13 protein-coding genes are annotated in these 23,177 nt (G+C 34.6%); all 13 read right to left on the bottom strand.

Translation table 11 applies throughout. The annotated features are described in order from the left end of the window. Window positions 1–44 precede the first annotated feature (44 nt). Window positions 45–7,202 carry a cell surface protein SprA gene (sprA, locus tag QO200_RS01695; RefSeq protein WP_371535578.1) on the bottom strand — a complete coding sequence of 2,386 codons (7,158 nt, stop codon included), beginning with the start codon at window positions 7,200–7,202 and terminating at the stop codon, window positions 45–47. Between the two features lie 25 nt (window positions 7,203–7,227). After that, entirely contained in the window at window positions 7,228–7,809 is a 582-nt protein-coding gene (gene ruvA, locus QO200_RS01690; protein WP_371535575.1) for a Holliday junction branch migration protein RuvA, read from the bottom strand. A gap of 96 nt (window positions 7,810–7,905) precedes the next feature. Then, window positions 7,906–10,188 (bottom strand): NADP-dependent malic enzyme, encoded by a 2,283-nt coding sequence (locus QO200_RS01685; RefSeq protein WP_371535572.1) that lies wholly within the window; start codon window positions 10,186–10,188, stop codon window positions 7,906–7,908. Window positions 10,189–10,343: 155 nt separating this feature from the next. Beyond that, window positions 10,344–10,778 (bottom strand): CBS domain-containing protein, encoded by a 435-nt coding sequence (locus tag QO200_RS01680; RefSeq protein WP_371535569.1) that lies wholly within the window; start codon window positions 10,776–10,778, stop codon window positions 10,344–10,346. Between the two features lie 215 nt (window positions 10,779–10,993). Further along, the gene (queG, locus tag QO200_RS01675) at window positions 10,994–11,902 is read right to left on the bottom strand and encodes a tRNA epoxyqueuosine(34) reductase QueG (RefSeq protein WP_371535567.1); all 909 of its coding nucleotides are present in this window, start codon (window positions 11,900–11,902) and stop codon (window positions 10,994–10,996) included. 46 nt (window positions 11,903–11,948) lie between these two features. Further along, window positions 11,949–12,971 (bottom strand): Holliday junction branch migration DNA helicase RuvB, encoded by a 1,023-nt coding sequence (ruvB, locus tag QO200_RS01670; protein ID WP_371535565.1) that lies wholly within the window; start codon window positions 12,969–12,971, stop codon window positions 11,949–11,951. A gap of 145 nt (window positions 12,972–13,116) precedes the next feature. Next, window positions 13,117–14,901, bottom strand: a complete 1,785-nt coding sequence (locus QO200_RS01665; protein WP_371535563.1) for a cbb3-type cytochrome c oxidase subunit I — start codon at window positions 14,899–14,901, stop codon at window positions 13,117–13,119. 28 nt (window positions 14,902–14,929) lie between these two features. Then, a complete protein-coding gene (locus tag QO200_RS01660) occupies window positions 14,930–16,084 on the bottom strand; it encodes a cytochrome c oxidase subunit II (protein WP_371535560.1) in 1,155 nt (384 codons plus the stop codon). A gap of 19 nt (window positions 16,085–16,103) precedes the next feature. After that, window positions 16,104–17,561 carry a quinol:cytochrome C oxidoreductase gene (locus tag QO200_RS01655; RefSeq protein WP_371535558.1) on the bottom strand — a complete coding sequence of 486 codons (1,458 nt, stop codon included), beginning with the start codon at window positions 17,559–17,561 and terminating at the stop codon, window positions 16,104–16,106. Between the two features lie 27 nt (window positions 17,562–17,588). Next, window positions 17,589–18,134 (bottom strand): cytochrome c, encoded by a 546-nt coding sequence (locus QO200_RS01650; protein ID WP_371535557.1) that lies wholly within the window; start codon window positions 18,132–18,134, stop codon window positions 17,589–17,591. Between the two features lie 7 nt (window positions 18,135–18,141). Further along, the gene (locus QO200_RS01645; RefSeq protein WP_371535554.1) at window positions 18,142–18,666 is read right to left on the bottom strand and encodes a DUF3341 domain-containing protein; all 525 of its coding nucleotides are present in this window, start codon (window positions 18,664–18,666) and stop codon (window positions 18,142–18,144) included. Continuing rightward, window positions 18,656–20,062: an NrfD/PsrC family molybdoenzyme membrane anchor subunit gene (gene nrfD, locus QO200_RS01640; protein WP_371535552.1), complete on the bottom strand. Its 1,407-nt coding sequence runs from the start codon at window positions 20,060–20,062 to the stop codon at window positions 18,656–18,658. Before nrfD ends, QO200_RS01645 begins: the two co-directional genes overlap by 11 nt. A 38-nt stretch (window positions 20,063–20,100) precedes the next feature. Next, window positions 20,101–23,151, bottom strand: coding sequence for a TAT-variant-translocated molybdopterin oxidoreductase (locus tag QO200_RS01635; RefSeq protein WP_371535549.1), 3,051 nt, complete (start codon window positions 23,149–23,151; stop codon window positions 20,101–20,103). Between the last annotated feature and the right edge of the window lie 26 nt (window positions 23,152–23,177).

Below are 23,177 nucleotides of genomic sequence, written 5' to 3'. Positions count from 1 at the left end.
ATGTAACAATCTTCTATTCAAATATAGTTTAGATTTTGATAAATTTAATTCCCAAAATTATATCGAAGCGTAAATCCGGACCGAATGTTCGTAAGAGGGAACGAAGTAGATATTACTGCTTTTGAAAAAGAATGGTCATAATAAAAAATAGCCGTCAGGTTTTTACTAAAAGTATAATCGGCTGTTAATTTTAAAGACCAAATGTTTTGTCCTCCTGCTAATTGATTGTTATCATAATCTAAATACCTCACTATCGTTTGATTATTGCGATAAGAGAAGTCTGCTTTCATATTGATATCTCCTTTTATTATCCCTGATGGATTATCTGCCAGTCTAGAAGAAAAAATCACATCCTTAAATCGATAACCTAAACCAACAACATATTCTATCCCTTTCACTTCTGTCAATAAATTATTGTCAAAACTCATAGATAACGCTCTATCTTTCTTAATTTCAGTAAGTATTTTCAATGAACTTTTTAGTTCGAAATCCATTCGAATTAACGGACTGAACTGCTCCACTAAATTCACATTAGACATTATCGTTTTGTTAAAAAAGTTACCGCTCGCATCTACTCCGTCTGGTGTTTTATCATAATCAAAATTAGAACGATACTGATTAATAGTATAGGACGCCCTATAATTGTGCTGTAAAGAAAAACGTTTAAAATTCCTTTTGAATAAATCATAACGCATCAATCCATTATATTTTACAGCCCAGTTAGGAATAGGTATACTTCTAAAAATCCCCAAAGAAACCCCTGACGCATCGCTTCCTGAATAGGCTGCCATAAAAGCTGGCAACAATACTGCTTGATTGTTTTTACCATACCCTAATGGATATCCATCAGAATCTAAATTATCCGGGTTTGCAATATCTATACCTCGACCCGAAGCCAATCGGTTTGCAACTATAAGTCTGTTATCTCTAAAATCATCAAATGCTGCTGAAGAATTCTCATCGCTTGTTGAAAATGATGTTTTTATCAGCACCGTAGATATAGAAAAAAGTCCGTATGTGTAAGGCGAAAGCGAATAATACTCACCGTCTAACACATTATATTGTTCCGAAAAATTATTCGAATAAGACCTATCCGCTGCTAAATCAATTTTTAAATCTGGGAACAAATCTACATTTGCCGTTGCCTTAAACATTTTATTAGTTACCTGAGTAAAGTTTTGATTAAACTCTTGGTAACTTGTAAGCCAACCGTTTTTTGCAGCTTCAAATCGCACGTCGTCTTGACTTCCAAAGGTAAAACCTAGAGACGGCCTTGAAGATCCTAAAAACCCAACACTTGGCGTATATCCTGGTAAAACGGTACCACTATTCTCAGTATAATTAATCTGAATATTTTTTACACTTGTCAAAACTCCCATTAAACCATTAATAAATTCATTGTTTTGGGCTTGTGGTTTTACATTTGTATTAACTACTTTCTCTCCTGGTTTTGGAGTTGGAGCATTCCGCTTATTTGTTGACTTATCCGAATTTTTCGTCAATCCCAAATACTTATAAAGCATCTCCATATTGAAACTAGTGTTCAAATTATTGGAACGTGCGTTTTGAACAGTATTCCCTAAATTTGGAATACCAGCATCCTGTAACTCAGAAAATGCATTTGATGATTTTTGCCAACTATAGTCACCCGTATAAGAATAATTAGCTTTAACAAAGCTGAATAATGGAATTTTATTGATTGGAATCTCATAATTTAAAACTAACTGTTGCATGTGTTGGTTTGGATCTCCAATATCCCAGTAACTATCCCAAATCGTAAAACTATCAATAGGCTCATTGTTCTCATTCAAATAGTTTTTTACAATATTACTCGATGAAGCCGTGTAGCCTAATTTTAAGGAATTCGTTAGATTAAAATTAAATCCATATCGGTAGTTGAATCCAAAATTTCTTCTATACAAAGGATCGAGACCTATTCCCTCAACATCTACCTGTCTAAATTGCTGACGGTTGTATTGACGATTAATATTGGTATTAAAGGAGATATTAGAAGGTAAATAATTAAAATTAAAATCACTTAGCAATTTCCAATAGTTGCTCTTTTTCAAGAACTCTGTATTTTTAAATGGCTCAACTGGTTTTGATTGAAAACTGTAAGCATAATCAACTGCTGAGTTAGCTTGCTGGTCTATGTAATCTTCAATCTCATAATCATGTCGCTCCACTTTATTATACGATTGAGAAAAAGTGAAATTTTCCACATCATAGACATGTTGTTTTTGTTCAGCACTTCTTTGTTTTCTAACTCCAATAAAGTTAATACTCATTCGTTTTGTATAATCTATCGCTCTACTTGAAATATTGTCTCTTTCAGCAGAATCTGTAGTATTATCTAATAACTGTTTTAGCTTTATATCCTGGTTAAAAGGATCGTATTCTGGAGTAATCACTTCTTCACCAATAGAATAATTAAATGGTAAGTTCACGCCCCATTTTTGAGGTAGTAATTTCCCTAAATTAAGATTTGTCACAATGTTATATTGTTGAATATCTTCACGACTTCTTTCATTTGGTCCTTGTTCCAGTGCCCCAAAGCCAATAGTACTTTTCTTTCCTGTAGCAGAAATTGTGGCAAAATCAGCAAGATTAGAATCTACATTTAATACGGCTGCCATTCCTCCCTGATTATCCATGTCTGCTAAACGAAGCTCATTGAACCAAACTTCCCCTTTAATATCTTGATGTGTTTCATTACTTTTTACACCTACCATCAAAGTTCTAACTAATCCAAAATTAGGATTTCCTTTGATCCCTAATCTCAATTTACTATCACCGTCACCTCCAGTTCGACTAGCATCATCATCCGAATAATAAATCCCGTCTAAAGGCAAGGTACTTAAATCAACACTCATCGCCATTATTTTCAATTGAGTCAATAATTCTAACGACAAATCGATTTCGTTTTCTTCCGGCCATACTTGCTCAGCGCTCAATGGAGAACAATTTATTGTCCCTGATGACGAAGGCACAGTCACTTTCAAAGGAATTTCAATTTGATAAAAATTTTGTGTAAAATCATTTCCAAAACGGATAAACCCTATCATTTGATCATCTCTAAGAGCTGTTTCATTTGGCAACGATTCAGCATGTAAAAACATTTTCAATTTTTTGAACTGACGCATGTCAATACTTACATTCTTGAAAACTGCTCTAGAATCTTCAATTTCCAGTCCATCACCTGCGACTTTTAGCGATAGTGATTGTTCATTTTGATTGATTAGCGTATTATTATTATACAATTGTTCTCGCTGTACTCCCGGCGGCGTTATGTAATTAATAGGACATCTTTCATTATTTTCCTGAACATTTACGGCGGCTACGTCAAACTCTGTATTGTCATCATCTACATTTGTATCGTTGAAATCAAGTGTATTTGTATACCTTCTCCATTCCCCTCTTACTAAATCTAATGCTCCAAAACGAACTGTTATTTCTTGATTAAAGCCAGTCATAAACATCCTCATAAAACGAATAGATCTGAAATCTGAAATGTTTCCTATTGTGTTTTGTGGTTGCGTAACCGGTATTTTAAACTGAATCCATCTTGAATCAGTTACTTCTCCATTAGGTAACGTTACCTGCGTATCTCTAATATCCGTTATATAGTTTTGACCAACAACAGGATTTGGCTTCATATCAATGCTGTATTCATAATAAGCATTTATAGTATTCATCGTATTATCTCTGTTGATATCCTCAACATCAGGAACCGTAGACGACCCTCTATTTGCATCGTTAATATCTACTGCAGAATTTCCTTCGACTCCATTGTAATATTTATATCGGTTCAGTACACCGCCAGAAGTATTCAAGTAATAAGTATAATCATCTGCCGCCGGATCCGGTTCAGAAGCAAAATTGTTATACACAGCACCTTCATCGGCGTTAGCCAATCCATCCAAACCTACATCCTGACTAGATCGATTATTTGCGTTAGTATCGAATGCGTAGATTAAAGATTGCGAAGCAGGAACATCACCCCAAATCGGTCTTGGATTCACTAATATTTGATCTGGTCCAAGTCCGTTCTCATACTGTTTTCTTCCGTCTTTTAAAACGTCTTCAGATATTTCACCTAAATTGAAATATAATTTACCTGAATTGTTTTGAGGAATCGCCCCTTTTCCAATATAAGGATCCATTACCCAAAATTGGATATACTCTACATTTCCTTGCTCAAAATTAGTAGAATTTAAAGATCGCATCATTCCTCCAAAATTAGAGGCGGGATCTGCAGCAAAATTTGCGTTATTATTGTAAGGCCCTCTTTCAGACGGATAGTAACTTAAATCCAAGGTATTTATCACTTGTGATTGTCCTTGTGCAATGTCTGTTAAAGGATAAAGTTCTTCACTGTATATTCTCCTCGTAGTATTAAATGACAAGTCGTCATTTGAAATTCCAGATGGTTTTTGCGTATAAAACACGGGATCAATTGAATACCAAGCCAATTTAGATCTTTTAAAACCATAACTCAAATCATTGGAATTTGCATTAAAATCATAGGCACTTCGAGTATTTCTATCTGGAGTGGATGCTAAACTCCATGAATATGCCGAACGCATGTCGATAGTAGTTTGAGACCCTTCAAAATCATCTACATAAATTGTAGACTCCCCTTCAAACTGATCTGCTTTTGGCGAATCGGGTTTTAAAAATGCTATTTCTGCCCTTACAGATAGATTTGACGGAACATCAGTATCAACGTTTGGCAACTTATTGACTAATCTAGTTAAAAAAGGAACCTCACTAGAGAAATTAGTATTGAATCCAAAAATAGTGTTATTCACCGATTCCTGACCAAAACTTGATTTTTGAGTAAACGGTTTTTCAGACATTTTTAAGAAAGTACCACCTACCAAAAAATTATCTGAAATTTTATGCTCCACATTCACCCCCATGAACCTTCTGGTCTGCTGACCAAAAATAGAATTATTTTCTAAGGAAACATTAATTGGCGTATTTGACGCTTGAAGCGAGGCGTCCAAAATTTGAACTCTCCCTAATTGGTAATTCACACTGTAATCAATCCCTTCCACTAAAACTCTTCCGCCCGCAGTAACGACGACAGACCCTTGAGGAACGTTGAATGCTCCAATAGGTATTCCATCGCCTCCTGAGGATTTGTACTTCCCTCTTAAAAGGAATTTATTTTTATCACTGTCCTGCAACGCTCCTGATTGTGTATTGCGATACATGCTTCTAAAAACATACTTACTTTGATTTGCATTATAAGTGCTGGCATCATCATAATTTTCTGCTGAACCCGTAGTGGATAATTTAGAAAACAATAATTCTCCAAATGGCTCTTTTGTTGTGAATATCAATCTTCCATTTTGAGAATCAATCGTAATACCTTGTATAAAGTCAAAAAAACCATCACCACCAGTTTGCGGGTCATTGTTGTAATTCAATTTATCTAAATTGAATACTTTCAATAGCGGCGTTTCTGCAACTCGATTGTCAGCAGTAGGACTAAAAGGAAATGGCACTGGATTTCCAGCTGCATCTTTCGCTTCCGTAATGTAATTCAATGGAGATGGATCTGTGTAAAGAATATTGAACCTGAAATCTTCTTGTTTCACCTGATAAGCTCCCGGAATCTGATAAACATTTTTCATCATCAAATTCCAAACCGGATTTTTAACATTGGTTAAATTACTTTTTAGCATTTTCAAGATCAAACTTTGCGTTATAATAGCCTGATTTGAAGGAGTATTACCCGTTACAACTGTAGCGTCTACACCATCACTCCCAAACTCTCCAACCTGGTATACTTTATCCCCAATAGTATATTGATAGGCTACCGCTAAAACCTCGTCATTAGCAAGTTTCTGTTGTAAGGAGATATAACCCAATTGAGCATTGTAAGTATATTCATTTGCATTCAGTTTTCTTGCGTTTTCTAATTTTGAGTAATCCTGCCCTTCGCTTACCGTAACATTAAATCCTGATCTAGAAGTTACGATTTCGCGGATATTACTGTTCAACAAACCTGTTCCTGCTAAAATTTGCGCAGGATCATAATCATTATTTGAGTTGTCAGAAGGAGTGTCAAAAGGATTATTAAATATCCCTGTTGAAGGATCTAAAACTACAACTTCATTATCAGGAATGCCTGATAACTGTCCTTCCCCTAAATCTTGAAGAGCAATAATATTTCTTAGATTATTAGAAGTAGTGTTTACTCGGGTTTGTTTATTGGTAACCCATATTTCTAGCCTTGATATTTGAACTCTACTGTCAATAAACGGGTAATTTTTTAAGGCTGTATCGTATTTATTTCTAAAGTACTGGGATAAGAAAAAATGCCTATCATTGTCATAATCCAAGGCATAAATATCAAAATCCTCTATAGTACCGCCACCTTGGGCTACCACACTTTTTGTCTGTGATTTTTGTTCAGAAAACACACCGGTAACTGTTGTTTTTCCAAATTGCAATTGGGTTTTCACCCCAAATAAACTTTGTGCCCCTCTAATTAACGAACTATTTAAAGGCATACTCACATTACCTACTTCGATTTTTTGAATAATATCATCTTCAGATGGAGTGTATTCTAATTTAATTAAATTTTGAAACGCAAAAGTGGACTGCGTATCATAATTAGCATTTACATTTAATCTTGTACCTACTTTCCCCATTAAACTCATGCTTATCCTTTGGTTAAAATCAAAAGATAGATTAGATCTGTTTCTTGGAGAAAAGGACGGGTTATCCTGTTTTGTGAAGCGCATACCTAAGTCCATTTCTACGGAACCGGTAGGCTTAACATCGATTGTATTACTACCAAAAATCGATTCAAAAAGATTTGAATTCACATAATATTTCGGCAATAAGTCTTTTTTGGCAGCTTCACTACCTTCTTTTTTACCATCGATAGCGTCACTTTTTTGCTTGAAATAATCTCTCATAGACTCTTTCAATACCAAACTTTCATATTCTTTTGGTGTTAATATGATAGGGTAATTAATGGAAAAACCATCAACTGAATTGGTATAAATATATCTATCGGTAACCGGGTCGTACGTATAGGCCGACAGCACACTTTGAGGATTTTTTATTTGGACTTTCCCTATGGAAAAACCTGTTTTTGTGGTATCTTGAGTTTGACCATTTACCTGAGCAATCGATACGGAACCACAAAATAAAAGAATCAAAAAAGTACAAATTTTACGCATGCAATTCGTGTTTTTAACTTTGATTTTATAAGCTTTTTAAAGCTTTCTTAATAATTGATTCCACAGAAGCTTCTGGATCCTCTTTGACTATTTTTTCGATAATTTTTTCTGAATTTTTTCTAACAAAACCTAAAACCTCCAATGCTGATAACGCCTCATCTCGGTTTGTATTGCTTTGCGACATTGAAACTTCATCTAAATCATAAAGTTTCAACACTTTGTCTTTCAAATCAAGAATCACTCTTTGAGCAGTTTTACTTCCAATTCCTTTAATCGATTGTATCGTAACTACATCACCAGATGCAATTGCATTTGTAATTTGTTTTGGATCTAATGAAGACAACATTGTCCTGGCAATATTAGCTCCTATACCTGAAACAGAAAGCAACAGTTTAAAAATTTCTCTTTCTGATTTTTCAACAAATCCGAATAAAGTATGTGCATCTTCTTTTATTTGAAGATGAGTAAACAATTTTATAAAATCAGCATTAGGAAGCAATGAATAAGTATGTAACGAGATGTTCACGTGATAACCTACACCGCCACAATCAATAACTACTTCTGTTGGTGTTTTTTCGACTAATTTACCTTGTAAATGTGCTATCATTTAATTGTTTTATATTTTAATGATAAATATAGATTTTTTAGAATTTAAAAAAGCACTCCATAACGAATATGGAGTGCTTTTTAATATCTACTTAATCTATTTGTTTTTTTTCTTCTGTTTTTCCTGAGCATCAATAACGGCAATAGTAGCCATATTAACCATTTCTTCTACACTTGCTCCTAATTGAAAAATATGAACTGGTTTGCTCATACCTAACATTATTGGTCCAATAGAATCTACCTGATTTAATTCTTTTAATAATTTATAAGTAATATTTGCAGAATCAAGGTTTGGAAAAATTAAAGTATTCACTTTTTTACCCGCTAGTTTAGAGAAAGGAAACTTTTCTTTTAACATCTCAGGATTCAAAGCAAAATCAGCCTGAACCTCTCCGTCAATTACCATGTCGGGGTGATGCTGATGCAAATAAGCTACAGCCTCTCTTACTTTTGCAGCACTTGAATCTGTAGAAGATCCAAAATTTGAAAATGAAACCATCGCTATAACCGGCTCAACACCAAACATTCTGGCCGTTTTAGCAGTCATTATAGCGATTTTCGCTAGATCATCAGCAGACGGATCGATATTTATGGCAGTATCTGACAAAAACATTGGACCACGCTTGGTCATCATCATATTTGCAGTCGCAACAATTGATGCGCCATGTGCTTTATCGATTAGCTGTAACATAGGTTTAACTACAGATGAATAGCTTCTAGAATATCCGGTTACTAAACCATCAGCCTGTCCTTCATTTACCATCATTGCTGCAAAATAGTTTCTTTCACGCATTAGTTTTTGAGCATCAAGCAAAGAAATTCCTCTTCTTTTTCTTGCTTCCCAATATGTATTTGCAAATCTATTTCTTCTCTCGTTTTCTTCAATAATTTTAGTGTCTATAATTTCAACTTCGGTTTCAAAACCTAATTCTTTTTTTAGCTCTAATATTATTTCCATATTACCCAATAGAATCGGCTGACCAATTCCCTCTTCTAAAACAATTTGGGCAGCTTTCAACACATCTAAATGATCAGCTTCCGCAAATATGATTCTCTTTGGATCCATTTTAGCCCTATTGGTAATCAATCGAACCATTTTATTATCATTACCCAAGCGGTCTAAAAGCTCTTCCTCATATTTATTCCAATCCGTAATAGGATTTAAGGCAACTCCAGAGTCCATTGCAGCTTTTGCTACTGCAGGAGCAACAACACTGATCAATCTTGGATCAAATGGAGAAGGAATAATATAATCACGTCCAAAAATTAATTTAGTCGCACCGTAAGCAATATTTACTTGTTCAGGAACATGTTCTTTTGCCAAAGCCGCAAGCGCTCTAACAGCCGCCATTTTCATTGCTTCGTTAATTTTTGTAGCACGAACATCTAATGCACCACGGAAAATATAAGGAAAACCTAGTACGTTATTGACTTGGTTAGGATAATCTGATCTTCCCGTAGCCATAATAATATCTGTACGAGTAGCTATCGCTAAATGATAATCAATTTCAGGAACTGGATTTGCCATTGCAAAAACAACAGGATTGTCTGCCATAGCTAGTAACATTTCCGCTGAAAGAACATTTCCGGCAGAAAGACCTAAGAAAACATCTGCTCCCTTTATAGCTTCTCCTAGTTTTAATCCATTTTTATCAGTTGCGTATCGTTGTTGTAATTGCGACAAGTCAGTTCTGTCTTTAGACAAAACTCCATCTTTATCAAACATGGTAATATTAGCAGGATTAACTCCTAACAATACATACAAATTAGCACAAGCCAAAGCTGCAGAACCTGCACCTGACACTACTACTTTAGCATTTTCAATTTTCTTTTCTGCTAATTCAAGTGCATTCAACAATGCTGCAGATGAAATAATTGCAGTTCCATGTTGATCATCATGCATAACAGGAATGTCAAGCTCTTCAACTAATCGTCTTTCAATTTCGAATGATTCAGGGGCTTTGATATCTTCTAAATTTATTCCACCGAACGTAGGCGCTATAGCTTTTACGGTCTCAATGAATTTATCGATATCCTTAACATCTACTTCAATATCAAAAACATCTATATCAGCAAATATTTTAAACAACAAGGCTTTCCCTTCCATCACTGGCTTTGAAGCTTCGGGCCCTATATCCCCAAGCCCTAAAACTGCTGTTCCATTTGTAATAACTGCAACTAAATTCCCTTTAGCTGTATATTTATATACATTATTAACATCTTTTGCAATTTCCAAACAAGGCTCTGCTACACCAGGAGTATAAGCCAAAGACAAATCTCTTTGTGTTGCATATTTCTTTGTTGGAACTACTTGTATTTTACCGGGAGTCGGCTTCGCATGATATAATAATGCTTCTCTTCTCTTGCTATTCTTGTTCATTTATTTAGATTTTATTCTAGCGTACAAAGATATAAGAGTTGCTCTAAAAAGTACACTATTCTCCTATTCTTTTGAAAAAAAACAACTATCATTTTGTAGCAAAAAAAATAGCTGCATTAATTTGCAGCTATTTACATTGATATTTCCATTTATAATTATGACTTTGTCCCACTGATATAAGAATCTAAATGCTGAATCGTTTCCTTTTGTATTTCTATAATTGACTTCACAACATCTCCGATTGAAATGATACCTAAGACCGCATTATTATCAACAACCGGTAAATGCCTGATTCTTTTTGTACTCATCATTTCCATACAATAATCTAGATTATCTGTCGGTTTAACTGTAATTACATTTCGTTCCATGATTTCAGATACAAAAGTATCCTTAGAGGCTTTGTTTTTCAATACAATTTTTCTGGCATAGTCTCTTTCAGATAAAACTCCTTTCAGCAAATTATCTTCAATTACTAAAACAGCTCCTACATTTTTTTCTCCCATCACTTTTAAGGCTTCATAAACCGTAATGGTTGAAACAATGGAGTGAACTTCATTTCCTTTAATGCTTAATATTTGATCTACAGTCATATTGAAAATTTTTAGTTGACTATAAAGTTAAAAAAAAATAACACACAAAGAACAGATTTTTTTTTTAAAGCTATGTACTAAACAAATTAGTACACCTGCCTTCGATACTTTGTTTACATTAAAAACGCACCTAATAAAAAAGTCTACTAAAACACCTCAATAAAATAAAATGTAAAATACTCCATAAAAAAATCTAATTTAAGTTCAAAAAAAAATTACTTTAAAAATTCTATATTTCTTTTTAACCCTGCAAATTTTGTTCTCTTTAAAGGGGAGTCCTTGAATACAGCCTTAAAAGTATCTTCCGTGATTTCTTCCCAATCTTTCTTAGACATAGATAGCAATTCTGGATTCGGATTGAACAAAGGCTCATCATGTGGCTTAGAGAATTTGTTCCAGGGACAAACATCTTGGCATATATCACAGCCAAAAGCCCAATCATCAAACTTTCCTTTCATCTCTTGCGGAATATTGTCTTTAAGCTCTATTGTGAAGTAGGATATGCACTTACTCCCATCAACTATATAAGGCGCAACTATAGCTTCTGTAGGACAGGAATCAATACACGCCGTGCAGGTTCCGCAATGATCTGTTGTAGCACTATCATATTCTAAATCCAAATCAACAATGAGTTCTGCTATAAAATAGAATGAACCCACCTTTTGAGTTAATAGATTGCTGTTTTTTCCGATCCATCCCAAACCGCTTTTGGCTGCCCAAGCTTTATCCAGAACCGGAGCAGAATCAACAAAAGCCCGACCCGAAACTTCTCCAATATTTTCATGAATTAAAAACAACAGTTCTTTTAGTTTCTCTTTAATTACAAAATGATAATCTTGACCGTAAGCATATTTAGAAATCTTATAAGAATCTGAGACTTGACTGGTTTCAGGGTAATAATTCAGCAGCAATGAAATGACACTTTTAGCACCATCAACAAGCAGTGTTGTGTCTAAACGTTTATCAAAATTATTTTCCATATAAGACATCTGCCCATTCTGATTCTTATTTAACCAATTCTCTAGTCGAGGAGCCTCCTGTTCAAGAAAACCAGCTTTAGATATACCACAAGACAAAAATCCGAGGCGCTTGGCTTCGGATTTAATAAATTGGGTATATTTCAATTTTGAATTAATAGTTCATTATTTAAAAAAGAGAATGCCTTAATAACTAAAACAAACCTCCTTGAATATTAGTGTTCAGTTTCCCTAAATGCTTATAGGCCTTATCTGTTACTTCTCTACCTCTTGGGGTTCTCATTATAAATCCCTCCTGAATCAGGAATGGCTCATATACCTCTTCAATAGTTTCGCTACTTTCTGATACGGCTGTTGCCAAAGTAGACAAACCAACAGGTCCACCTTTGAATTTATCTATAATGGTAGTCAAAATTTTATTATCCATTTCATCTAAACCATGAGCATCAACATTCAATGCCTTTAGCGCATATCTCGATATTTCAATATCAATGGTCCCATTCCCTTTTATCTGAGCAAAATCACGTACGCGACGTAACAAAGCGTTCGCTATACGAGGTGTTCCCCTACTTCTTCCTGCAATTTCAATTGCCGCTTCTAACGAAATGGGCATTTTAAGTATCGAAGCACTTCTTTCTACAATAGACGTTAACAGTTCCGTCGTGTAATACTGAAGTCTAGAAGCTATCCCAAAACGAGCACGCATAGGCGCTGTAAGAAGTCCAGAACGTGTTGTTGCGCCGATTAAAGTAAACGGGTTTAGGTTAATTTGGACAGTTCTCGCATTTGGACCTGACTCAATCATGATATCAATCTTAAAGTCTTCCATTGCAGAGTACAAATATTCTTCTACAATAGGGCTTAAGCGATGAATTTCATCAATAAACAAAACATCTCTTTCCTCTAAATTAGTTAACAAACCAGCTAAATCACCCGGCTTATCCAAAACTGGACCAGAAGTAATCTTAATTCCTACTTGTAACTCATTAGCCAAAATATTGGCCAAAGTTGTTTTTCCTAATCCCGGAGGTCCATGAAAGAGCGTATGATCAAGCGCTTCATTTCTCTGATTAGCTGCTTCAACAAAAACTTTAAGGTTTTCCAATATTTGATCTTGACCAGCAAAATCATCAAACGATAAGGGTCTTAGTTTTTTTTCGAGGTCAAATTCTTCAGAATTATACCCGTTAGTTGTTGGATCTAGATTTTCATTCATGTAACAAAGATAAAATAAAGTATCAGTATAATACGGCACTGATAAAAGAGTTTAAAAAAATACTATATTTAAACAAAAACTTTAACATCACTATAATCCAAACATAAAAAAAGCCTTTACGAAAGTAAAGGCTTTTAAATATATTTTAGTGGTGTAAAACTTCTTCACCAGGCTTCATTGGAACATTTTGAGGTACAAAATCTTCATCATGATTAGGGTTACTATAGTCATACGGCCAACGGTGCACTTCAGGAATTTCCCCTGGCCAGTTACCGTGAATACCTTCAACAGGTGCTGTCCATTCAAGTGTATTCGATTTCCAAGGATTTTGAACAGATTTCTTTCCGTAAAATATACTACTAAAGAAGTTGTATAAAAATATCAGTTGAAATGCTCCTCCAATTAATGCGAAAGTAGTTATAAGAACGTTTACATTTTGTAAATCATCAAATAATGGAAAGTTTGTGTTCGTGTAATAACGTCTAGGCAAACCTGCTAATCCGATAAAGTGCATTGGAAAAAACACACCATAAGCACATATCGCAGTAACCCAAAAGTGAACATAACCTAAATTTTTATTAAGCATTCTACCAAACATTCTAGGAAACCAGTGATAGATTCCTGCAAACATACCATAAAGCGCAGATATACCCATCACTAAGTGAAAGTGAGCGACTACAAAATAAGTATCATGCACATTAATATCTAGTGTACTATCTCCAAGAATAATTCCTGTTAAACCTCCTGTTATGAAAGTAGAAACTAATCCAATAGAAAACAACATTGCTGGATTTAACTGTAAGTTACCTTTCCAAAGTGTCGTTATGTAATTAAAAGCTTTTACCGCTGACGGTATTGCAATCAACAAAGTCGTAAAAGTAAACACCGAACCTAGAAATGGATTCATTCCTGAGATAAACATATGATGTCCCCAAACAATTGTAGATAAGAAAGCAATAGCTATAATTGACATAATCATCGCTCTATAACCAAAAATTGGTTTACGAGAATTAGTTGCAATAATTTCTGAAGTTATACCTAAAGCAGGTAAAATAACAATATAAACTTCTGGGTGTCCTAAGAACCAAAACAAGTGCTCAAAAAGAACTGGGGAACCACCTTGATAATGTAAAACTTCACCAGCTATATATATGTCCGATAGAAAGAAAGAAGTTCCAAAACTTCTGTCAAAAATCAATAATAAACAAGCAGATAATAAAACTGGAAATGAAACAACTCCAATAATTGCAGTTACAAAGAAAGCCCAGATTGTAAGAGGCAATCTTGTCATTGACATACCTTTTGTTCTTAAGTTTATCACAGTTACTATGTAATTTAAAGACCCCATTAAAGAAGATGCAATAAAAATAGCCATTGATACTAACCACAGTGTCATACCCATACCTGAACCACCAATAGCTTGCGGTAAAGCACTTAAAGGAGGATAAATTGTCCAACCACTATTTGCCGGACCTGACTCAACAAACAAAGATGAAATCATAATTACGCTTGATAAGAAGAATAACCAATAAGAAATCATATTCATAAACCCTGAAGCCATATCTCTAGCTCCAATTTGAAGTGGTATTAATAAATTACTAAACGTACCACTTAAAGCCGCTGTTAAAACAAAGAATACCATTATAGTACCGTGTATCGTGACTAAAGATAAATAAATATCATTCGTCATAATCCCATTTGGAGCCCATTTATCTCCTAGTAATACATTAAAAATCTTAAAAGATTCTTCCGGCCATGCTAACTGCATTCTGAATAGCAAAGACATACTCACACCAATGATACCCATTATAATACCAGAAATTAGGTATTGTTTAGCAATCATTTTATGATCAAGACTAAAAATATATTTAGTAATGAAAGTATCTTTATGATGGTGTTCGTGTTCGTGTTCGTGAACTTCTGCTGACATATTTGTGTACTTTAAATATTCTTAATAATTATTTCATAGCTATTTTAGCAACAGCCTCTGTATCTTTTGCTTTCAAACTATCAGTACTCATTGCACCTTCAACAGGAGCTGGAGCCATTGAAGCTTTCACTTGTTCGACCAAAAGAGTTTGTTCTTTCAACCAGGCTTTATAATCTTCTGGCGTGTCAACAATAATTTTCATTTGCATATTATAATGGGATGCACCACAGATTTTATTACAAAGAAGTAAATAATCAAAGCTATAAGGATCTAAAGCAGATTGCCCTTTAGCAACTAAATCAGTACTTTTCTTAGCTCGGATAGAGTTAATATTTGCAACCTTATCAATCATATAAGGCAATTCTCTATATTCAGCAGTTGTATAAATCGGCTCAAAAGCAAATTGAGTAACCATACCAGGAACACAATTCATTTGTGCTCTAAAATATGGCATGTAAGCTGAGTGCAGAACATCCTGAGATCTCATCTTAAAGTGAATTTTCTTCCCCTTTGGAATATGTAATTCTGAAACTACAATATCATCTTGCGAATAAGGATCTGCCATATCAACACCCAAAGTATTAACACCTTCGATATATCTAACATTTGCTTTTCCTAAAACATTGTCCTCACCAGAAATTCTAGCAGTCCATTTAAATTGTTGAGCATATAATTCTACTACGATAGTATCTTCATCCTCGTCAACAAACATAATGTTTGTCCAAGCATATAAACCATAAAGAATTAAACCTGCCAATACAACCGCAGGAATTACACTCCATATTGCTTCTAACTTATTGTTGTCTGCAAAATACAACGCTTTTTGATCTTTTTTACCTCTATACTTAAAAGCAAAGTAATGTAATAAAACTTGTGTTATTGCCTGAACAATAAAAATCAATACCCAAGTAATATTCATTAGATTATCTACCTGACCTCCGTGTGCCGAAGCTGGAGTATGAAGAACAAGAGGCCCCCAAACAAACAAACCATATATTGAAAATATGTAAATAAAAGCTAAAAAGCCAAACATTAAATAACCCTGTACATTATTGTCATTATCAGAAGCCACTTGAGAGCTGTCTAAATCAGAACCTACTTGAGTAAGGTCAAATATTTTAGTCAATTGCCATAAAGCAACAGCTAATAAAACTAAAACTATAATTACCAACAAACTTGTCATCTGTTTCTTTCTTTAAATATTAATAATGAAAATGTTTACTCTCTTCGATGAAAGGATTTCTTTTTGGTAACAAAGGAGCTTTGGTCAATGCTGTAAAAACAACAAATATAAACAACCCTAGAAAGAATAGAACAGAAGCAATTTCTGATACTCCAATAAACCATCTACCTCCAACTGTACCTGGCATAATCATATTGAAGAAATCAATATAATGTCCAGCTAATATTACAACACCTGCCATAACAAGTACCCAAGTGATTCTTTTAAAATCAGTATTTACTAAAATCAATATAGGAAAAACAAAATTCATAACAACCGCTCCAAAAAATGGTAAATTATACAATTCTATTCTTGTTATGAAATAAGTAATCTCTTCAGGTATATTAGCGTACCAAATTAACATAAATTGTGAAAACCAAAGGTAGGTCCAGAAAATACTAAAACCAAACATAAATTTAGCTAAATCATGAATATGACTCGTATTTACATATTCCAAAAACCCTCTTGATTTCAAGTATAAACTAACCAACGCTATCATAGTAATTCCACTTACAAAGAAACTTGCAAATACATACCATCCAAACAATGTACTAAACCAGTGAGGATCTACAGACATAATCCAATCCCATGACATAATAGATTCAGTAACTATAAAGAACACTAAAAATCCAGCAGAAATATTGAAATTCTTTTTATAGAAACTATCATCTTTAGATTCATCTTGCGCTAAACAATTTTTAGCAGAATAATATCTATATAAATTCCAACCAATTAAGAATACTGCAGCTCTAGCAATCCAGAATGGAAAATTTAAGTAACCTGATTTAGTAGCTATAAGCTTATCATGAGCAACAACTTCAGGGTCTAACCAAATAAACAAATGATTAAAATGAAGACCACACAGAATTAAAATCACGAAGAAAATTACAGAACCCCATGGCAAATAAGCAGTAATCCCTTGCATTACTCTAAACAATACAGGAGACCAACCAGCAGATGCAACTTGTTGAATAGCATAAAATGCCAATACTCCCATAGAAATCAACAAAAAGAAGATACAAGCTACATACAAAGCCGCCCATGGTTTGTTTTGCAATTCGTGCAAAACATGAGTTAAATGCTCTTCATGTTCAGCAGCAGCTCCAACTTCACTGTGACTCTCCGCTACCGCATGAGCTTCAACAGGCGCTACATTTGTAGCAACTTCACTATTACTATCTACCATTGTAGAAGTATCACCAGCTTCTACAGCAGCATCAACTTCTTTATGATCCTCTATTACAGCATGAGCTTCTTCAGACTCAGCAGCAACCTCATGCTTAGCTTCACCATGTCCTCCATGGCTTTCAGCAGCAAGAATTTTTTCAACTTCTTGAATATCTTTTGGTGCAGTATAAAAACCATATCCAATTCCCAATAGACCGACAGCCATTAAGATGAAAGAAAAAGTTTTTAATTTACTTGAAAATGTATACATATCTATTACGATCAGTTTGTTCAACAATTATAATTGGCTTCTCAGTTTTAGAACATAGTCAGCAATTAACCAACGTTCATGGGCACTTACTTGATTAGCATGAGACCCCATTGAATTTAAACCATAAGTCACAACATAAAAAATACTTCCTTCCGTGATGACCCTGTCTTTATAACTTGGAACCCCAAGAAATTTTTCTCTTTCTACTAATTTTCCTTTACCGTTACCAGAAGCCCCATGACAACTTATACAATAAATTTCAAATAGTGCCTTCCCTTTGTCAGAATTTCTGTCCAAAGAGTCTAGCGGAGATTTGCTATTAGCTTTTGCTAAATCATATCCTTCAGGTGTGTTATCATATTCATACGGTTCAAAACCTCTGTTTATGGTTCCATCAACAGGAAGTTGACCTTCTTTACCGTTTTTGAATGCATTAGACTCTGAATACGTTTCATAGCCAATTGATTCATACATATTAGGAAAGTACTGATAGTTCGGTGCTGAATTATTATGGCAAGATGCTACTAAAATAGTAATGCCAAATAATAGTGTTATTTTGTATACCCTTTTCATATCTAAATTAATGCTTTTCTATTACTTTAACTTCTACAGCTCCCGTTTTAGTGAAAAAAGAAACTAATTCTTCCTCATTGTTATTAACGGCTACTTCCATTAGGAAGTGATCATCTGTTGTTCTTACATCAGGATTTTCAGCTTCTTTAAAAGGCCATAACCTACTTCTCATATAAAAAGTAATTACCATTAAATGCGCCGCAAAAAACACAGTCATCTCAAACATAATAGGCACAAATGCTGGCATATTTTCAATATAACTGAAACTTGGTTTACCTCCAATGTCCTGTGGCCAATCTTGAATCATAATAAAATTCATCATCCAAGTGGCAAATGAAATACCAATACAACCGTATATGAATGAACAAATAGCTAGTCTGGTAGGTGCAAGTCCCATTGCTTTATCCAAACCGTGAACCGGAAATGGAGTAAAAACTTCTTCAATATGATGATGAGCTGCTCTAGTTTGTTTAACCGCATCCATCAATATATCATCGTCATTATAAATGGCGTATATTACTTTATTGCTCATGATGTAAATCTTTATTAGCTGCTCTTTCTCTTATGTAGTTATCTCCTGTTCCTTTTAATATCGTCTTAATCTCTGCTTGTGCAATTACAGGAAAAGTTCTAGAGTATAATAAAAACAATACAAAGAAGAAACCAATTGTTCCTATAAAAATTCCTATATCGACAAACGTTGGTGAAAACATTGTCCATGATGACGGTAAGTAATCTCTATGTAACGAAGTAACAATAATTACGAATCTTTCAAACCACATCCCTATGTTTACTACAATGGACAAAACAAAAGAAAACATAATACTTGTTCTTAATTTTTTAAACCACATAAATTGTGGAGAAAGCACATTACAAGACATCATCAACAAATATGCCCACCAATATGGTCCGGTAGCTCTGTTCAAGAAAGCATACTGCTCATATTCAACTCCAGAGTACCATGCGATGAAAAGTTCAGTTATATAGGCAACCCCAACAATAGAACCAGTAATCATAATTACTATGTTCATCAATTCAATGTGTTGTAGCGTAATATAAGCCTCAAGGTTAGATACTTTTCTCATGATAATAAGCAAAGTATTTACCATTGCAAATCCTGAGAATACTGCACCCGCCACAAAATAAGGAGGAAAAATTGTAGTATGCCATCCAGGTATTACAGAAGTAGCAAAATCCATTGATACAATAGTGTGCACTGAAAGTACAAGAGGAGTTGCTAGTCCAGCAAGAACTAAAGATACTTCTTCAAAACGTTGCCAATCTTTAGCTCTACCACTCCATCCAAAACTTAGTATGGAATAAACTCTTTTATTAAAAGGAGTTATAGCTCTATCTCTAAGCATTGCAAAATCAGGTAACAATCCAGTCCACCAGAAAACCAATGAAACTGATAAATAAGTAGAAATTGCAAAAACATCCCAAAGTAATGGTGAGTTAAAATTCACCCATAAAGATCCAAATTGATTCGGTATAGGTAATACCCAATACGCTAACCATGGACGACCCATATGTATAATTGGAAATAGACCCGCCTGTACAACGGAGAAAATTGTCATTGCTTCTGCAGAACGGTTAATAGCCATTCTCCAACGTTGACGGAATAATAATAATACCGCGGAAATCAATGTTCCTGCATGACCGATACCAACCCACCAAACGAAGTTCGTGATATCCCATGCCCAACCAACTGTTTTATTTAATCCCCATGTTCCAATTCCTGTTGATACGGTGTAAATTATACAGCCTATTCCCCAAAGGAAAGCTGTTAATGCGATTGAAAATACAATCCACCAATGTTTGTTTGCTTTACCTTCAACAGGCGCAGCTACATCAACTGTTACGTCGTGATAAGATTTATCACCTATAACTAAAGGTTTTCTAATGGTTGCTTCGTAGTGAGACGACATAATCCTTTATCTTGTTTCTTAATTAATAATTTTTTGTACTAAGTATTTCTAACTTTCACGTGATAAATCACATTTGGCTTTGTTCCGACATGCTCTAGCAAATGATACATTCTTTCATCTTCTGCTAATTTAGTGATATTGCTTCCTTTATCGTTAACATCTCCAAAAGCCATTGCTCCAGTAGAACAAGCATTCGAACATGCAGTTTGAAATTCTCCATCAACTACTTCTCTACCTTCTCTTTTAGCATTTAAAATAGTTGCTTGTGTCATTTGAATACACATAGAACATTTTTCCATAACTCCACGAGAACGAACATTCACATCAGGATTTAAAACCATACGTCCTAAATCATCATTCATATGATAATCAAATTCACTGTTTTTGTTATACAAGAACCAGTTAAAACGACGTACTTTATAAGGACAGTTGTTCGCACAATAACGCGTACCAACACATCTGTTGTATGCCATGTGATTTTGACCTTGACGGCTATGTGATGTTGCCGCTACTGGACAAACTGTTTCACATGGTGCATGATTACAATGCTGACACATTACAGGCTGGAATGCTACCTGAGGATTATCTCCAGCTTTTTCCATTTCATTAAATGTAGACAATGAACTTGACAAACCAGAAATATTATCTTTTCTTTCATTATCTCCCTCAAAAGTACTTTCAGAAGAATAATATCTATCAATACGCAACCAGTGCATATCACGACTTCTTCTAATTTCAGATTTCCCTACTACAGGAACATTATTTTCAGCATGACAAGCAATTACACAAGCTCCACAACCAGTACAAGCATTCAAGTCAATAGAAAGATTAAAGTGATGCCCAACAGAACGATCAAATGAATCCCATAAATCTACTGTAGTAGCCTCTACTTCTTCATGGTTTAAAGACACCATAGGAACTTCATTCCAAAACTTAGCGTCCTTGGTATTGAATATCTCCAAAGTGGTTTCTTTGATTATATCTCCCCTACCCATTAATGTTTTTTGACCTTGAACGCAAGCAAACTCGTGATCCCCATCCGCTTTTTCTAATGTAACAGATTGTACATCATTAAAACCTTTATATAAAGAGTAAGCATTTATACCTACTTGCATTTCTTCTTTTAAAGCCGCTTTGCGACCATAACCTAAAGCTAATCCAATAGTACCAACAGCCTGACCTGGTTGAACAATTACCGGAACGTTATCTAGTTTTAAACCATCAGCTGTAGTAATAGTAGCATAACTTCCGTTAAGACCACCATTAGCCACGATTTCATTAGACATCAATAATGCTTTAGCATCTGCATTCGAAACAGTAACATAATTATCCCAAGACACTCTTGTGATAGGATCTGGAAACTCTTGTAACCAAGGGTTGTTAGCTTGTTGTCCATCACCCATTCCTGTTTTAGTATACAATACTAATTCATAACCAGCGACAGCTTTTGATTTTGCTAATGCACTTGCAGCAGCGCTAAAATCAGCAGAACCACCAGATACTGATTGAGCAGTACCAACATAAACACCATCATGCAAAATTTTATTCCAAGTAGCACCCGAAACAATTGAAGATGAATTTGCTTTTATATAATCGTAATATGTTCCAGACATTCCATTTAAAGACATTAAAACATCTTGAAATTGTTTTGTATCAAACAATGGACGAATTGTAGGCTGAGTTAAACTATAAGTCCCTTTAGTAAGACTTAAATCACCCCAAGCTTCTAAATAATGAGGCACTGGAGCAGCTATAGTACTAACTAAAGCTGTTTCATCTTCTTTTAAAGTAAAAGCAACAGAAGTAGTTACTTTCTTAAGACCTTCAGTAAAAGAGGCAGAATCTGCCAATGTATAAACAGGATTAACACCACTCATTATCAAAGTATGAACGCTTCCCGCTTTCATATCCTTAACTAATTGAGCTACTTTTTCGTTAGATCCTTTTCTTATCTGTCTTGTTCCAGAAGTACTAAAAGCTTCACTAGCCAAAACTTGATTAATAGCCACAACTAATAATTGAGCATTTTTATCCTGAATACCAGAAACCAAAACACCTTTTGAACCAGCTGATTTTAATTGCTGCGCTGCCTTTGTTACTTCAGATTTAAACTTATCTTCTAAACTAACAGCAACAGCAGAACCAGTTACTATATTATATATCTGTACTAATGCTTGTTTTTGATTTGCAGTTGACATCGGCAAACGCTTATCAGCAGCAGCACCAGACAAAGTCATATTTGCTTCTAATTGAAAATGACGTGACATCTTTCCGTTCTTAGGAACTCTACCTTGAGCATAACCTGAATCATACCCTCCACCTTGCCAATCACCAAGGAAATCCGCACCTACAGAAACTATAAGTGAAGCTTTTGAAAAATCATAATCAACCAAAGCTCTTTCACCATAAACAGCTTCAAAAGCATCTAAAGTTTCAGATGAAGAAACAGCATCATAAATGATATGTTTCGCATTTGGATTTGAAGCGATAAATTGACCAATTAATTTTTCAGTAGATGGACTAGCCAAAGTATTAGTCAACAATACTACCTGTCCACCTTTTGCTTTAGCCTCAACTATACTTGACTTAATTTTTGAATCTACAGCAGACCAAGTTGAATCTTTACCACCAATCTTTGGCTCTTTCAAACGCATGTTATCATACAACGACAATATCGACGCATGAATTCTTGCATTAGCAGTAAATTTAGCTCCTGAAATAGTATTATTGTCTATTTTAATAGGACGCCCTTCACGAGTTTTAACAAGTAGATTTGCAAAATCAAAACCATCAAAAACAGAAGTAGCATAATAATCTGCTACTCCAGGAATGATTTGTTCTGGCTGCAATACATAAGGAATCGACTTGTTAACCGGACCTTCACATGCAGCAAGCGTAGCCGCTGCAGTACTAAATCCAACGTACTTTAAAAAGTCACGACGTGATGTTGAAGAAGACATAGCCTCTTTATTTCCTAAAAATTCATCAGTAGGAATTGCTTCAACAAATTCGTTATTTCTAAGCGCCTCAACAATAGAACCGTTTTCTAGTTCCTCAACACTTTTCCAGTATTTTTTGTTTGATGACATTGTATATAAATATTAAAATCTTAATA

It is taken from the genome of Flavobacterium sp. Arc3 (assembly GCF_041431375.1).
Classification (GTDB): Bacteria; Bacteroidota; Bacteroidia; order Flavobacteriales; family Flavobacteriaceae; genus Flavobacterium.
Note: the sequence above shows the minus strand (reverse complement) of the source record. Positions and strands in the feature narration are given on the sequence as shown.